General features: G+C 46.2%; 14 protein-coding genes. 1 reads left to right on the top strand and 13 read right to left on the bottom strand.

All coding sequences use genetic code 11. From position 1 onward, the window contains the following. Positions 1-102 precede the first annotated feature (102 nt). The 9 genes from DWZ38_RS04245 to DWZ38_RS04200 all read right to left on the bottom strand — a co-directional run bounded on the left by DWZ38_RS04245 (position 103) and on the right by DWZ38_RS04200 (position 8725). Complete coding sequence (locus tag DWZ38_RS04245; protein WP_243000144.1) at positions 103-1326, bottom strand: HipA domain-containing protein; 1224 nt, start codon at positions 1324-1326, stop codon at positions 103-105. 137 nt (positions 1327-1463) lie between these two features. After that, positions 1464-2360, bottom strand: coding sequence for an ABC transporter permease (locus DWZ38_RS04240; RefSeq protein ID WP_117850334.1), 897 nt, complete (start codon positions 2358-2360; stop codon positions 1464-1466). After that, positions 2357-3364 carry an ABC transporter permease gene (locus tag DWZ38_RS04235; RefSeq protein WP_021926193.1) on the bottom strand — a complete coding sequence of 336 codons (1008 nt, stop codon included), beginning with the start codon at positions 3362-3364 and terminating at the stop codon, positions 2357-2359. Before DWZ38_RS04235 ends, DWZ38_RS04240 begins: the two co-directional genes overlap by 4 nt. After that, on the bottom strand, positions 3365-4267 hold the full coding sequence (locus DWZ38_RS04230) for an ATP-binding cassette domain-containing protein (RefSeq protein WP_117850332.1): 903 nt from the start codon (positions 4265-4267) through the stop codon (positions 3365-3367). It abuts the gene before it with no gap. Beyond that, entirely contained in the window at positions 4260-4796 is a 537-nt protein-coding gene (locus tag DWZ38_RS23285) for an ABC transporter ATP-binding protein (RefSeq protein WP_347518775.1), read from the bottom strand. The genes DWZ38_RS04230 and DWZ38_RS23285 overlap by 8 nt, the downstream gene beginning before the upstream one ends. Beyond that, a complete protein-coding gene (locus DWZ38_RS23280; RefSeq protein WP_347518772.1) occupies positions 4709-5284 on the bottom strand; it encodes an ATP-binding cassette domain-containing protein in 576 nt (191 codons plus the stop codon). Before DWZ38_RS23280 ends, DWZ38_RS23285 begins: the two co-directional genes overlap by 88 nt. After that, complete coding sequence (locus tag DWZ38_RS04220) at positions 5284-6825, bottom strand: ABC transporter substrate-binding protein (RefSeq protein WP_117850329.1); 1542 nt, start codon at positions 6823-6825, stop codon at positions 5284-5286. The genes DWZ38_RS23280 and DWZ38_RS04220 overlap by 1 nt, the downstream gene beginning before the upstream one ends. A 408-nt stretch (positions 6826-7233) precedes the next feature. Further along, on the bottom strand, positions 7234-7437 hold the full coding sequence (locus DWZ38_RS04210; RefSeq protein WP_178105274.1) for a HEPN domain-containing protein: 204 nt from the start codon (positions 7435-7437) through the stop codon (positions 7234-7236). Positions 7438-7840: 403 nt separating this feature from the next. Next, positions 7841-8725 carry a 4Fe-4S dicluster domain-containing protein gene (locus DWZ38_RS04200; protein ID WP_117850322.1) on the bottom strand — a complete coding sequence of 295 codons (885 nt, stop codon included), beginning with the start codon at positions 8723-8725 and terminating at the stop codon, positions 7841-7843. Positions 8726-8838: 113 nt separating this feature from the next. On the opposite strand from DWZ38_RS04200, the gene DWZ38_RS04195 reads away from it, so the two are divergent. Further along, positions 8839-9750 (top strand): LysR family transcriptional regulator, encoded by a 912-nt coding sequence (locus DWZ38_RS04195; protein ID WP_021926199.1) that lies wholly within the window; start codon positions 8839-8841, stop codon positions 9748-9750. Between the two features lie 91 nt (positions 9751-9841). Here the strand turns inward: DWZ38_RS04195 and DWZ38_RS04190 are convergent, their stop codons facing one another. The 4 genes from DWZ38_RS04190 to hydE form a co-directional block, all read right to left on the bottom strand. Then, positions 9842-10045, bottom strand: coding sequence for a hypothetical protein (locus DWZ38_RS04190; protein ID WP_117850319.1), 204 nt, complete (start codon positions 10043-10045; stop codon positions 9842-9844). Between the two features lie 284 nt (positions 10046-10329). Then, the gene (gene hydF, locus DWZ38_RS04185; RefSeq protein ID WP_117850316.1) at positions 10330-11532 is read right to left on the bottom strand and encodes a [FeFe] hydrogenase H-cluster maturation GTPase HydF; all 1203 of its coding nucleotides are present in this window, start codon (positions 11530-11532) and stop codon (positions 10330-10332) included. 95 nt (positions 11533-11627) lie between these two features. Further along, complete coding sequence (gene hydG, locus DWZ38_RS04180) at positions 11628-13043, bottom strand: [FeFe] hydrogenase H-cluster radical SAM maturase HydG (protein ID WP_117850314.1); 1416 nt, start codon at positions 13041-13043, stop codon at positions 11628-11630. Between the two features lie 74 nt (positions 13044-13117). Continuing rightward, positions 13118-14179, bottom strand: a complete 1062-nt coding sequence (gene hydE, locus DWZ38_RS04175) for a [FeFe] hydrogenase H-cluster radical SAM maturase HydE (RefSeq protein ID WP_021925125.1) — start codon at positions 14177-14179, stop codon at positions 13118-13120. Between the last annotated feature and the right edge of the window lie 181 nt (positions 14180-14360).

Below are 14360 nucleotides of genomic sequence, written 5' to 3'. Positions count from 1 at the left end.
AACGCAGCCAGAAAATAATTCCCCGGCTCACCCAGTCCAGGCACATGGATCCGGCAGATCCATTTTCTTTTGTTTATACGGTTTCCCCCTTCTTTTAAGTGATTAAAGATTTCTGTAGTCATCCGCCACATTTTCTGTTACATCATTTTCGGTAGTGATAAAATATGTTTTCTTCTGTGCTGCAAAGGTCTGGAGCTTTTGAATCCGTTGTTCTGTGGACTGGACGATTGCATCGATACGTTTCTGGTCAATAAAATTGCTGATGCGCTGGTCATCAAACACCCGGCGGATTTTTTTTCCTGTATCCTGCAGCAGCCTGAAATCTATCCAGTCAAAGGAAGAGACAAGCTTAAGCTGCTCGTCATGGGATTTCTTGAAGGGCTTGCATATGATTTCTCTTTCCTTAAGGATGTCAAACGGAACTTTGTTGTATCCTAAAGAAGAACCGCTGTCAAAAATGGGGGAGGCGCCAAGCCACTGGAGAGTTTCGGCGTTTCTAAGAAGTCCGAAATTATTCAGATGCCGGTCTTCGTTTGCAATGATGTAATCGATCACGATCATCTGATCCAGTGCAGGTACCACATTTACGCCAAGTTCCAAACAGCAATTCACATAATGCTGATATACGGATACATCGTTTTTTTTCTTACGGGTCTGAAAGATTCGCCATGCACTGACAAGGTCCATATCTTTTGTAACAAAATCCTCACATACACTGTATGGCATGTCATCGTCCCACAGAATCGTGTAGGGAATGTGAGGGATGCCCAGTTTCTCCATGATATTGGATGCAATTACTTCGTTGAATGGCTGCTGACGGAAGGGATTGCTTCCGCCCTTGAGAAGGCATCTTCTTCCATCTATGATTTTCCACCTTTTTTTCAGGCAGCCATCAGAGGTATTATCCGGAGAACTGAAATCAAAATTCCCCTCTCTTTTTTTCAAGCCAAATAATACATTTCCTATATCATCGGAAAAAGCGTTGTCAAAAAAATTAATTCGTTTCCATTCAAGATCTGTACCGTCTGGTTTTATCCAGTACTGATCAGAAAGGCTAAGGCCAAAGCTTCGGACAAGAAGCATCTTCGTATCTGCAAGTCCGATTTCATTCAATGCTTCCTGCACACCGGAACGGCTTGAAGGAATAGAGCGGTCTGCCCACCACATGTTTAAAGCCTTTTTATCCACTGTATTCTTTTTCACTGGAATACCTATGGGGAGGTGCTCCGGGGCGTAGAGGTCAAGAATTTTTGTAATGCCATCTGCTTCTGTTAATTCCATTTTAATAACGGGAATATTCTTATGCATAAGAATGTATTCTGCCATTTTAGCCGCCTCCTTTTTTTATAATATAACACAGCCCCATACCTGCTTCAAACAAAATATGCTTCCTATGTGTTAAATTTTACTAAACCGTGTGATTATCGATTGGGCCAAAGCAGTTCTGGAAAATGATATTTCCATTACAAATTACTTTCCTTCTGGTTTCCACTCCTTCGCAGGTAGTTCCCAATGTTTGTCATACAAAGCAAGGTTGTTATCAGGAAGATTCCGGGGATGAGGATGATCCACCAGGAACTGGTCAGGAGGGCTTTTTCTGCAAGGGAAAGCATGCTTCCCCAGGAAATGATCTCCAGCGGAAGGCCAATTCCCATAAAACTTAAGGTAGATTCCGATATGATCGCACTTCTTATATTCATCACTACCATAAACATAATGGAGGGAAGGAAATTAGGCGTGAGATGCTTCCATAAAATATGAAAAAAATTACCGCCCATGCATCTGGACGCAATTACGTACTCATTGTTTCGGATCTGACGGACTTCTGTGCGTACCACCTTGGCAATACTTGTCCAGCTTGTCAGCCCGATCACAACAGAGAGGCTGAATACATTTGCTTTTCCCCAGACTGCCTGAAAAAGGATGATCAGCAAAAGGGACGGAATGCTAAGAAAAATTTCTGTAAAACGCATGAGGAGGCTGTCCAGCCACTGGGGTGCAATTCCGCAAAAAGAACCGATCACAATTGCAAGGAAAGTAGAAATAAAGGTAGACAATACTCCAATTGTCAGGGAAATCCTGCCGCCGTACCAGAGCATGGAAAAAATATCCCTTCCCATGGTATCCGTTCCAAATAAAAACTCTCTGTTCGGTGCCTGATTGTAATTTTGCAGATCCATATAAGTGGGGTCCTTTGTCATGATCAGCTCGGCGCACAGACAGCCCAAAATAATAGCTGCTAAAATCATAATTGAGATCAAGGGCTTTCCCTGGAACCATTTCTTTGGAAGCCGGGCAGTTCGTTCCGGTGCAGGACGCTGTCCTACAATCTGGAAGGAGTCGTTTGCTGTTTCCATCATAAATCTGTTACCTCCGAGGTATCTGTTATTTCCCGGGCCCTGATTCTGGGGTCAATGTGCTCATTTATGATCTGGCTTAACATGTTGCAGAAAATTACAAGGATACCGGATATCATGCAAAGGATCATAAGAAGATTATAGTCGTGATATCTGGCACTTTCGTAGGATAAGGCACCGATTCCCGGATAGGAAAATACGCTCTCGACAACAAAGGTTCCGCCCAGAACATGGGGAACTGCAATTGCCATAATGCTAAGATAGGAAGGCATAACATTTCGCAGGCAATGGCCAAACAAAATGCCTTTTTTGCCCAGTCCCTTTGATTTTGCCAGCAGGACATAATCGGCTCTTACCTCTTCCTGTATCTTGTTGCGGACCATATAAGCGTAATACCATAAATGCTCCAGGGATACAACGGTAAGGGGCAGAATCAGATGAAGAATCCGGTCAGGGATATCCGCTGCTTTTCCAGTGGAATAAGCACCGCTGCTTGGCAGAATCCGAAGGGTAACGGAAAAAATCAGGATCAGTACAAGAGAAATCCAGAATTCCGGGATGCAGCTGGAGATGGTGCCCAGCCTGCATAAGATTTTATCAATCCACTTCTCTTCATTCCATGCACAGAAGATTCCCAGCAAAAGAGAACCCGCAAAAATGATCAGAAAACCGATTCCGCCAAGCAAAAGGGTATTTGTCATTCTTTGGCTGATTACTTTTATTACGTCCTGCTTGTATTTAAAAGAAATGCCAAAGTTTCCATGAACTGCATTTTCCAGCCATTTTACATACTGGACATAGATTGGTTCATTCAGCCCCAGTTTTTCCATGGCCCATTCCCGTTCCGCTGGACTCATTTTTTCAGTCCGGTCTCCATAGTAGGAAACAAGAGGATCTCCAGGCGCAAGCCGCGCTACATAGAAAACCACCACAGACAGAAGGAAAACACTGCCCAGAAAAAGGAGCAGTTTTTTTCCATAATAAAGATTGCGGTCACGCTTTCCCATTTATCTTTCCCCCTTATAAGGTTTTAGCACAAAATGACCAGGGGATATTTCTTTCATTTCCCCTTCACCAAAATCAGATTCATCATAAACCACTAACTTTCTGTTTCTTTCGCGGATCGGATCTGGAATGGGAATTGCAGACAGCAAAGTCCTGGTATATCCATGAACAGGATTGGCAAAAAGTTCTTTGGCAGGAGCTAATTCCACCAGCCGGCCCCGGTACATCACACCTACCCGGTCACAGAGATATTCCACCATGGCAAGATCATGGGCAATAAACAAAAATGTAAATCCATGTTCCTGCTGCAGATGTTTAAATAAATTGATTACCTGTGCCTGAATGGAAACATCAAGGGCTGCTATAGGTTCATCTGCTGCCAGAAACTCCGGGTCCATGGCAAGTGCCCTCGCAATGGCAATCCGCTGCCGCTGCCCTCCAGAAAGCTCAGAAGGATACCTGTCCAGAAAACTTTCATCAAGACCTACATACTGCATCTGAAAAGCCGCCTCTTTCTGGCAGGTTCCCCGAGGCGGCGTAATATGATGGATCTTCAGCGATTCTGCAATAATATCTGCTGCTTTCATTCTGGGATTTAAACTGGAGGCAGAATCTTGAAAAATAATCTGCCTCCTGGTTTGCAGCAGCTTCTTATTCTTCCGGAATTCTCCGGGATCATGAATATTGATTCCCTTGTACAAAATTTTCCCGGCTGTGGGGGTGTAAATATTCATCAGGCAGCGTGCTATTGTGGATTTCCCGGAACCGGATTCCCCTACCAGTCCCAGGATCTCGCCTTTATAAATCTGAAAAGAAACATCATTGACTGCGTTAACAGCGATTTTCCTGGAAAGAGAAAAGCGGTGCGTCAGATTTTTTACTTCGATCAAAGTTTCTTTATTCAATTGGTTTTCCTCCCACTGGCGGAATTATTTTGGGTGCCCTTTTATCAAGCAGCCATGTGGCAGCAGAATGGGTATCGGTAATGGGAAACATAGGCGGCATTTTCTCATAGTCGATTCCAAGGGCGTATTCATTCCGGCAGGCATAAGCGTCTCCGTCTGGCGGATCGATCAGTGTGGGAGGCATGCCGGGAATGGTATAAAGCTGTGATTTCCCACGGGAAAAAGCAGGCAGTGAGCGCAGCAGCCCCCAGGTATAGGGGTGTCTTGGATCATAATAGATTTCCTCTGCGGTTCCGATCTCCACAATTTTTCCTGCATACATAACGGCAACCCGATCTGCCGCCCGGGCAACGACGCCAAGGTCGTGTGATACCAGAATGGTGGAGGTTCCAAGCTTTTTTTGAATTTCCCTTAGAAGGTCCAGAATCTGTGCCTGAATCGTTACATCCAGTGCTGTTGTAGGTTCATCCGCAAACAGGATATCCGGATTGGACGCAAGGGCAATGGCCATAACGCTTCTCTGGCGCATTCCGCCGGAAAAATGCCAGGGATAGAGATGGTACCGTTCTTTTGGACGCTCAATTCCCCCAGCTCCATCAGTTCGATGACCCTGTTATAAACCTCTTCCCTGGATTTCTTTGGATGGTGTACAAGGATGGCTTCTGCAATCTGCTGGCCGATTTTTATAGTAGGGTTCAGGGAGGTCATAGGATCCTGAAAAATCATGGAAAAGGCACTGCCGCGGATTTTTTGCATTTCCTTTTCTTTATAATCTGTAATGTCAGTTCCGTTAAGAAGGATTTTGCCGGATTTTATTTGGGCACTTCCCGGCAAAAGCTTCATGATGCTTTTGCACAGTACACTTTTTCCGCAGCCGGATTCGCCTACAATGGCCAGCACTTCTCCTTTTTTCAGGGAAAAAGAGACGTCCCGCACAGCCTGTACTTCTCCAGCTGTACTGTGAAAGCTGACGGACAGGTTTTTCACTTCCAAAACATTTTTTTCTGGCTGTTTCATTATTCTGCAATCGTCCAGTCTTTCACATTCCAGAAAATACCAACTCCATGGTGCCCCATAACGGTATGGGAATCAATTCCCTGAATGCGGGAATCCGCAACGTAATTGGCATCAATGTAGCAGATAAAAGCGTATGCGGGATCCTTTGCAAGCTCTTCTAGGAAGCTGGCATAGGCTTCTTTTCGTACTTCGGGATCATCTGACTGGCGGGCCTTAGTGAGGTACTGGTCTACCAGTTCATTGGAATAGCTGGAGTAGTTGGCGCCTTTGTCTGTGCCGAACACTTTATAGGTATGGTCATCTGCATCAAAGGGGCTTCCCCATCCGATCAGATATGTCATCTGTCCGCCCCAGTCAACCTGGGTGGGGATTTCCACTGTGACATCCATTCCAATTTCCTTTAGTTCCTGGGCTGCAATCTGGGCTATGTCCGCACGAACCTGGTCGCCTGCACCTACACTGATCACAAAGCCAACCTTTTCCCCGTTTCTGTAATAGAATCCGTCCTCTCCCATTTCACAGCCTGCGTCTTCCAGTACTGCTTTTGCCCTTGCAGGATCATAGCCATAATGCTCCACATTTTCATTGTTGTAAATATTTCTCTGAAGAGGACCGTAAGCAGTCATTCCCTGTCCAAGAAGAACTGCGTCTACAATTGCCTGACGGTCAATTCCGTAACAGACTGCCGGGATCAGATCGCGGTTGTTCTGCCAGTATTCATTGGCAAAATTAAACATGATTCCACGGTAATCAGATGTTTTCATATCATAGCAGGTGTAGCTTTCATCTTCTGTGAATGCTGCTGCATCCTTTGGTGTGAGAAGAGCCAGGTTTAGTTCACCAGATCTAAGCTGTAAGGCTTTTGCGTTGTCGTCTTCTACAATTTTGAAAACAATGGTGTCAATGTTAGGTGTGCCTTTGAAATAATCTTCGTTCCGGGTCAGGGTGATCGCCTGTCCTTTTTCCCAGGATTCCAGCTTATAGGGACCTGTACCCACAGGATTACGGAAGAAATCACTGGTCTGCATATCTTCTCCTTCCAGAAGGTGTTTGGGAAGAACTGCCATGGTCATGTAATCCAGAAATGCTACATTGGGGGCATCCAGCTGAAAAGAAATGGTGTGATCATCAATTACGTTGATTTCCTGGACATCCTCGTAGTTTGGTGCATTTTCGGAACCGTTTTCCGGATTCATAATTGCTTCGATGGTGAATTTCACATCCTCTGCAGTAACCGGTTCACCGTCGTGCCATGTGGCATTTTCTGCCATGTGAAATGTATAGGTATTTGTTTGGGTATCAAAATCCCAGCTGCTGGCAAGTCCGGGAACTACCTGGTTGTCGCCATCGTGGGCGGTCAGACCGTCAAAAAGCAAAATGTTGATTTCTCCGTGCTCATCCATGGCGGGATTGATCCTTGTATAAACACCGCTTCCGTAAACTAGCGTGGTGTCGTTTTCTTTAGCGCATACACAGACAGCGGGAATCATCATGCATGCACAGGCAATTCCAAGTCCAAGCAATGTTTTTCTTTTTCTCATTCTATTCTTATTCTCCTTCGTTTTACTTGTTCGAAATATTTCGTCTGCATATACAGCTTAACAAACAAGGATGAGGGGAACAAGCCCTGTGGGGGAAACGTATCCAGCCTCAGAGTTAAATTAATTTTTCGAAACGGTAGCAAGGTTGATTAATTTCTGGGATTCCGTGATGGCTCCAATTACAAGTCCCAGTTCAGCTGGAATTGATTTTTCTTTGTATATTGTATTGATTTTTTCAAAATTCCGTTCATAAAGAGTGCGGCTTATGTCAAACACTGTATTTACATCAGAATTATGGAAACAAAGAGATCCGCTTGTTCGCAATTGAAGAAACTTCCTGTAAAATAAAAAATGTATAATGCAGATTTCCAGAGACTGCATTATACATTTTTATTTTGCATATGGCTGCTATAACGACTCAATCGTTGTTTTTCCCCATTTTATAATTTCATCTGCCATTTTTAAGGCATCTATAACATGATGTTCCTCTAAAAACAGTTCACTGGGATATCTTACAACAACACCATATGGTGTCAGTTCGTCTGCATAATCATAAAATTTATCCTGGATAGATACCTGATTTTTTATTTTCGAATGTGCTTTCTGTTTCAACAATAATATCGACTGGACGTTTTTTTATCTTTCGAATAGAACGATATGCTTGGGTAGTTAAGTCTTTTAAATTTTTTATTTCATCGTTTACAATGATATAAAAATCAAAATCGCTTTCTTCCGTATAGGTATCATTTGCAAAAGAACCGAATAAATAAATTTTTAAAGGCAGTTGTTATTGTATTTTTATTTGCAGCCTAATTATAACACCTCTCTATGTAGTTGTCATGTAGATACTGCATGGTATTTCTCTTCATATTTAGCTGGCTTGCTGTTGGGGATTATTGTGCAACTGTGAACAGAGAATAGAAATACCCTCTCTTTGCAATCAGCGTATAGAAGAGCCCAGTGCTTCTGCTAACTGCTCCTGGGTCATGGAATGTTCTTTTCGTAATCTGCTTATTTAGCCAAGCAGCTGTTTCTCTACATTTTCAAATCCGATTCGCTCGATGGTTTCTGCGAAGCGTTCTCCCTTGATGCCGTTATCACGGAAGAAAAGGATTGCCTTTTCGATTACGTCTAAGGCTTCGTCTTTGGAGGTGAAAATTTTACTGAGGGAGCGTCCTTTTGATACTTTTTTGCCCCAGCGGCCGCCGATGTAGATCTTGTAGCCGTAGGTGCCGTCTTCGATGGTGTGGAACGGGCATTTTCCTACGCAGCGTCCGCAGTGGCGGCAGGTGTCTTTGTCGATCTGGATTTTTCCGTCCACTACTTTTGCTGCTTTGTTTGGACAGGCGGCTTCGATGGCACATTTTTTGCAGCCTTTACAGACATCGGTGTCCACCTGGGGGATTTTCTGGCCGATGATGCCGACATCGTTCAGGTTTGGCTTGACACAGTTGTTTGGGCAGCCGCCTACTGCAATCTTAAATTTGTGGGGAAGGGCAACATTCCGGTAGCCTTCATAGAAGCGCTTGTAGATTTCCTCGGAAATGGCGTAGGAATCCAGAAGTCCGTACTGGCAGGTGGTTCCCTTGCAGGATACTACAGGACGGACTTTGGCTCCGGTTCCACCGGTTACCAGGCCTTCTTTGGCGATAAACTGCTGGAATTCTTCAATCTTATCATAGGGAATCCCCTGAATTTCCACGGAAAGTCTGGTGGTATATAGAAGGTTGCCGTTGCCGAACTTCTCTGCTGCTTCTGCCATGCAGCGGTGCTGTGCGGCGGTTACTTTGCCGTTTACGGTAAGGACACGGGCGGAAAAAAGGTCTGTTCCGCGATTGTTAAGAAAGCCCATTCCTTTTACGCGGGCTTCGTCTTCTTTGCTGACTGTTAATGCTGACATTTTGCTACCTCGTTTCATGTGTATTTCCTTTAATATAGCACTTGAGGATGTATTTGAAAAATGATATTATTTTATAGAAATGATAGGTATTTTCTATATAAGGAGCAATAGATATGACGATAAGACATCTGACGATTTTTGTTGCAGTGGCGGATCTGGGGTCTATGAGCGCCGCTGCTGCTTCTTTATATTTGTCTCAGCCGACGGTGAGCCAGGCCATTCGGGAGTTGGAAAAGCATTACAATGGTCTTCTTTTTGAACGATTGGGAAAGAAGCTGTATCTCACAGAACGGGGCCAGCTTTTGCTTCCCCAGGCGCGAAATCTGATCCGGCAGTTTCAGCAGCTGGAGGAACTGATGCTGAATCAGGGGCAGTCTTCCACACTGAAGCTGGGTTCTACTATTACGGTGGGAACTTGTTTGACGCCCTTTCTGATTCCCCGGCTTCAAAAGAACTGCCCGGAGATTCGGGTCCATTCTTATGTGAGCAATACCAAGGATATTGAGCAGAAGCTTCTTCGCTCGGAGCTGGATGTGGGAATTGTGGAGGGGGAAATCCTTTCTCCGGATCTTACTGTTCTTCCGATTATTGATGACTGCTTGGTGCTTGCGGTGGGAAAGGATCATCCATTTTATGGGAAAAAACGCATTCAAGTACAGGATCTTGTGGGGGAACCTTTTGCTATGCGTGAACAGGGAAGCGGAACCAGGCAGCTGTTTGAGGAGTATGCTGCGAAGCATCATATTTTTGTGCAGACGGTTTGGGAGGCCAACAGTCCCCGGGCGCTTCTGAATGCTGTGCTTTATGACCGGGTACTTGCGGTTATGTCTCTTCGCCTGATGCCGCATGAGATCCGGCATGGAAAAATCAGGGTTTTTTATAATCAAAATGGGGAATGGAACCGAAAATTCAAACTTGTTTATCACAAAAACAAGTTCCTCTCTCCTGCTATTCATGAACTGGAAAGACTGCTTCACACTTATGAAAATATAGAACTTTCGCCGGATATGGGGATACTGGAATGATGTATCCAATATTTTCCATGTCTGGCGGAAGTGTAAAGAATTATTGAAATTTTATTCATCAAATCAAAAGGGCAGGAATATGGCTCCTTCATTAGATTTTACTGATCAATACTACAATTCCGGCGACGGCAAGGGCGATGATCAGATACAGAATGGTGGCCAGGCCGCGTTTCTCGGCCTCGTTTATGTATTCCTTTGGATAAAAATAGATACAGTTGAGTCCGCTGTCTTTAGCCGCGCATTTTACCAGCAAAAAGAACAGGAGACAGTACAGGATAAGTTGTAATAACAGCATAATCAAATCCTCCTATATAAAAAATGGAGGACCATCAGGTCCTCCGTCTGATTGCAGGATTCTTGCCTGTGCATCTTCCGTTATTCTGGCATGATGTTCCAGTCCCATCAGTTGGTCCAGAAGATAGCAGGACTCACCAGTATCAGAACCAACTTTTGCCCGCATTTTTGTATCTAAACCATTAAGAAATTCTATGGCAGGTTTGGTTCCTTTAGATTGGTATATGGTATATATACCATATTGTCAATTGCAAATTATTATATTACCGTTCACTGGTAATATAATCACAGCATCTCATGAATCTCCGGGAAGATGCAAAGGCTGCGGGCTAAGGTTCCGGTGATCAGGGCGATTATGGTGCCGTAGTTGGTGAAGGGGATGGACTGGTCGGTGGCGGTGCGCATGCGGTACTGGATTTCGCGGTGGTTCAGCATGCAGCCGCCGCAGTGGATCACCATGGAATAAGGGGCAAGGTTCTCTGGGAATTCGGTGCCGGAGCAGAATTGGAAATTCAGGGACTTGCCGGTGTACTGCTGGAGCCAGTTTGGCAGCTTTACGGTGCCGATGTCGTTGCACTGGCGGTGGTGGGTACAGCCCTCAGCGATGAGAACAGTGTCCCCGTCCTGAAGGTTTTTCAGGGCGGAAACGCCTGCCACTGCAGTTTTCAGGAAGCCTTTGTAATTTGCCATCAGTATGGAAAAAGAAGTCAGGGGGATGGAATCGGGTGTGATTTTTCCTACCATGGAAAATGCCTGGCTGTCTGTGATGACCATTGCTGCCTTATTTCCCAGCTGGTCCAGGGCTGCTGCAAGTTCATGCTCCCGGACTACCACTGCAATTGCCCCGGCTTCTAATACATCCCGGATGGCCTGCTGCTGGGGCAGGATCAGCCTTCCTTTTGGTGCGGATTCATCGATGGGACAGACCAGGATCACGGTATCAAGAGGTTTTAGCAAGTGGCCGACCAGTTTTTTTGTCATGGTGTCGTTTTGAATCAGGTGGCCTAAGCGTTCCTTTAATTCTTGGATATTGGTTTTCTTTAGGGCGCTGACCCAGATCTCATGTTCCCCGGCATCTGGTATGGGAGAAATAAGGTCGGATTTGTTGTATACGATCAGATAGGGAAGCTCTTTTTCACGGAAAAGAGTGATCAGTTCCTGATCGGCAGTGGTTGGTCCTGCTGTGGCATCTACCACAAGTACGGCAATGTCAGTTTTGTTCAGGATTCGTTTGGTGCGTTTTACGCGAAGTTCGCCAAGCTCTCCTACATCATCAATGCCTGGAGTGTCAATGATGACTACGGGGCCAAGGGGAAGAAGCTCCATGGATTTGGTAACCGGGTCGGTGGTGGTTCCTTTTATGTCTGATACAATGGAAAGCTCCTGGCCAGTTACGGCGTTGACTACGCTTGATTTGCCTGCGTTTCGGCAGCCGAAAAAGCTGATGTGGAGGCGGCCTGCGGAGGGTGTTTGATTTAAAGTGCTCATAGCTTAGCATCTCCTTTTTCTTTGAAAATACAAATGTGGGGACAGCAGACGCCATCCCCCAAGATATTTGCTCTAGAGCGTGTTTGAAAAAGGCTCTAGAACCGGAAATCCCGCTCTCCGCCTGCAATCTTCACAAGGCGCTCTTCCACAATTTTTCTTGCTTTTTCGTTTGGAATATCCTGAAGCTGGGACTGGATCATGGTGTCGCCGAGGGTGCGGGTTTTGGCGGAGGCGTAATCCTGCAGGTATTCTTTTAAGGTCATCAGGGCGTTTGGCAGACAGCAGTTCTGGATCTGACCGGATTTGCAAAGAGACATGAACCGGTCGCCTGTCCGCCCCTCCCGGTAACAGGCGGTGCAAAAAGAAGGAACATAGCCCATTTCCATTAACCAACAGACTACCTCATCCAGGCTGCGGCGGTCAGAAATATCAAACTGTACCGTGTCTTCCGGTCGCTCCTCTTCCGTGTATCCGCCTACGCTTGTGCGGGAACCTCCGCTGATCTGGGAAATTCCAAGATGGAGCACCCGCTCACGGCAGCGCTGGCTTTCCCGGGTGGATACGATCATGCCAGTGTAAGGAACGGCAATGCGGATACATGCCACGATCTTGGCAAAGGTATCATCGCTGATTGCATTGGAAAAAGCAGAAGGATCGATATCATCCGCCGGACAGATACGGGGAACGGAAATGGTATGCGGTCCCACCCCGTGAACAGCCTCCAGATGCTCGGCGTGCATAAGGATTCCCGCAAACTCATAGCGGTATTTATCCAGCCCGAACAAAACGCCAAGTCCTACATCATCAATGCCGCCCTTCATGGCACGGTCCATAGCTTCGGTATGATAAGCATAGTCATGCTTCGGTCCCCATGGGTGAAGCTGCTCATAAGATTCCTTGTGATAGGTTTCCTGGAAAAGAATGTAGGTGCCGATGCCGGCATCGTGAAGCTTCCGGTAATTTTCCACGGTGGTTGCAGCGATGTTTACGTTTACCCTGCGGATGGCGCCGTTTTTGTGTTTGATGGAATAAATGGTTTGGATAGATTCCAGTATGTATTCAATGGGATTGTGGATGGGATCCTCTCCTGCTTCCAGGGCAAGACGCTTGTGGCCCTGATCCTGAAGAGCGATAACTTCCGCGCGGATTTCCTCCTGGGTCAGCTTTTTGCGGGGGATGTGCTTGTTGATGGCATGGTAGGGACAGTAAGTACAGCCGTTTACGCAATAGTTGGAAAGGTACAAAGGCGCAAACATTACAATACGGTTGCCGTAAAAATCCTTTTTGATCTGCTCGGCCAGAGCATAGATTTCCTGAACCTTTTCCGGGGTTTCGCAGGCAAGAAGCACGGAGGCATCCCTGTGGCTTAAGCCTTTACGCAGCTTTGCTTTTTCCAGGATCTCATCAATCAGGGGGAGGTCGTCTTTGTGTTCGTCTGCATAGGCAAGGGATGCAAGGATTTCTTCGTGGTCAATAAATTCTTCGGCTTTTAATGATTTGGGATCGTACATAATGGTTTCCTTTCTTTTGGGTCAGGACGGGCCTTTCCCATTAGTGAAGTGTTATGGAGTTCCGTATTCAGTTTTTATTTTGAGCGCCTGGAAAGATGGTCGCCTCTAGACACCACTACCTGATATCCAATGGATTTCATGCGCATGGAAAGACAGTTGCGGCACTGTGCTGCCTCATCCCCAGTGCAGATCTTGTTGTCGTAGAGTGCGTATTTTTCCCGCACCTCTGTAGGGGAAAGGTTGGGCATGCACACGTTTGCACCAGCCTGGATGCCTTTTTCCCGGCCCTTTGGGTGGATGGTTCCAAGGGCTGTGGTGGCCGGAAGCAGAGCCTGGGGAAGCATCAGACGAAGGATGCCAAGGAGAAAAAGGGTCTGCTCTAAGGTGCCGGGGGCCTGAGCCCGAAATGGGGTGTCTTTCTGTGGAATAAAAGGGCCGATGCCCACCATCTCCGGCTGCAGCTCGTGGATAAAAAGCAGGTCCTCTGCCAGCTGCGAACTGTTCTGTCCAGGAGAGCCTACCATGAATCCGCAGCCAACCTGGTAGCCAATGCTTTTTAAATCCCACAGGCATTGTTTCCGGTGAGCCAGGCTTAGTTCCGGCGGATGTAAAATCCGGTAGTGAGCATCCTCGGCAGTTTCGTGACGGAGAAGGTACCGTTCTGCTCCTGCGTCAAACCAGCGCTGGTAGGTTTCCCGATCATGCTCTCCCACGGAAAGGGTGATGGCGCAGTCAGGATGCTGACTTTTGATAGAGCGCACCAGATGCTCAATCCGTTCTGGAGTGTAAAAAGGGTCCTCTCCGCCCTGCAGTACGAAGGTGCGAAAACCAAGCTGATAGCCCTCTTTGCAGCAGCCAAGAATCTCCTCTTCGGTCAGCCGGTAACGGCTGGCATTTGGGTTGGAACGGCGGATGCCGCAGTAATAGCAGTCATTTCTGCAGTAGTTGGTGAACTCGATCAGACCGCGGACGTAGACATCTGTACCGTAATTGACCCTGCGCACAGCATCTGCTCTAGAAAAAAGATAGGCAGAAAGCGCTTCATTTTGCCCGTCCAAAAGTGTGATCAGTTCTTCTTTTGGCAGAATGTGCTGCTGTTCTAATTTGTCAATGCGTTCTATTTGTGCTTGGATCATAAACCATCTCCCTTTTATAAAAAAAATCCCGCCGCTTCGCTCCCCCTCTTAAAAGGGAAAGATACAGCGGCAGGATTTGTGTCTGCAAAAATATCACAGATCATATGTCTGCAAAAAAATCATCGTATCTTTCACCTCAAGGATTGGTTTCAGTGTCAGGGGATGCTTGTATTCAATTGTA

Origin of the sequence: Ruminococcus sp. AF31-8BH (assembly GCF_003460605.1) — a bacterium.
GTDB classification, from domain to species: domain Bacteria; phylum Bacillota; class Clostridia; order Lachnospirales; family Lachnospiraceae; genus Blautia_A; species Blautia_A acetigignens.
Note: the sequence above shows the minus strand (reverse complement) of the source record. Positions and strands in the feature narration are given on the sequence as shown.

Excerpts from the sequence above, each read along its gene's own strand:
- DWZ38_RS04200 (WP_117850322.1), bottom strand. The coding sequence starts at position 8,725 with ATGTCAGCATTAACAGTCAGCAAAGAAGACGAAGCCCGCGTAAAAGGA.
- DWZ38_RS04240 (WP_117850334.1), bottom strand. The coding sequence starts at position 2,360 with ATGATGGAAACAGCAAACGACTCCTTCCAGATTGTAGGACAGCGTCCT.
- DWZ38_RS04235 (WP_021926193.1), bottom strand. The coding sequence starts at position 3,364 with ATGGGAAAGCGTGACCGCAATCTTTATTATGGAAAAAAACTGCTCCTT.
- DWZ38_RS04245 (WP_243000144.1), bottom strand. The coding sequence starts at position 1,326 with ATGGCAGAATACATTCTTATGCATAAGAATATTCCCGTTATTAAAATG.
- hydF (WP_117850316.1), bottom strand. The coding sequence starts at position 11,532 with ATGAGCACTTTAAATCAAACACCCTCCGCAGGCCGCCTCCACATCAGC.
- hydG (WP_117850314.1), bottom strand. The coding sequence starts at position 13,043 with ATGTACGATCCCAAATCATTAAAAGCCGAAGAATTTATTGACCACGAA.
- DWZ38_RS23285 (WP_347518775.1), bottom strand. The coding sequence starts at position 4,796 with ATGCGCCAGAGAAGCGTTATGGCCATTGCCCTTGCGTCCAATCCGGAT.
- DWZ38_RS04190 (WP_117850319.1), bottom strand. The coding sequence starts at position 10,045 with ATGCTGTTATTACAACTTATCCTGTACTGTCTCCTGTTCTTTTTGCTG.
- DWZ38_RS23280 (WP_347518772.1), bottom strand. The coding sequence starts at position 5,284 with ATGAAACAGCCAGAAAAAAATGTTTTGGAAGTGAAAAACCTGTCCGTC.
- DWZ38_RS04220 (WP_117850329.1), bottom strand. The coding sequence starts at position 6,825 with ATGAGAAAAAGAAAAACATTGCTTGGACTTGGAATTGCCTGTGCATGC.
- hydE (WP_021925125.1), bottom strand. The coding sequence starts at position 14,179 with ATGATCCAAGCACAAATAGAACGCATTGACAAATTAGAACAGCAGCAC.
- DWZ38_RS04195 (WP_021926199.1), top strand. The coding sequence starts at position 8,839 with ATGACGATAAGACATCTGACGATTTTTGTTGCAGTGGCGGATCTGGGG.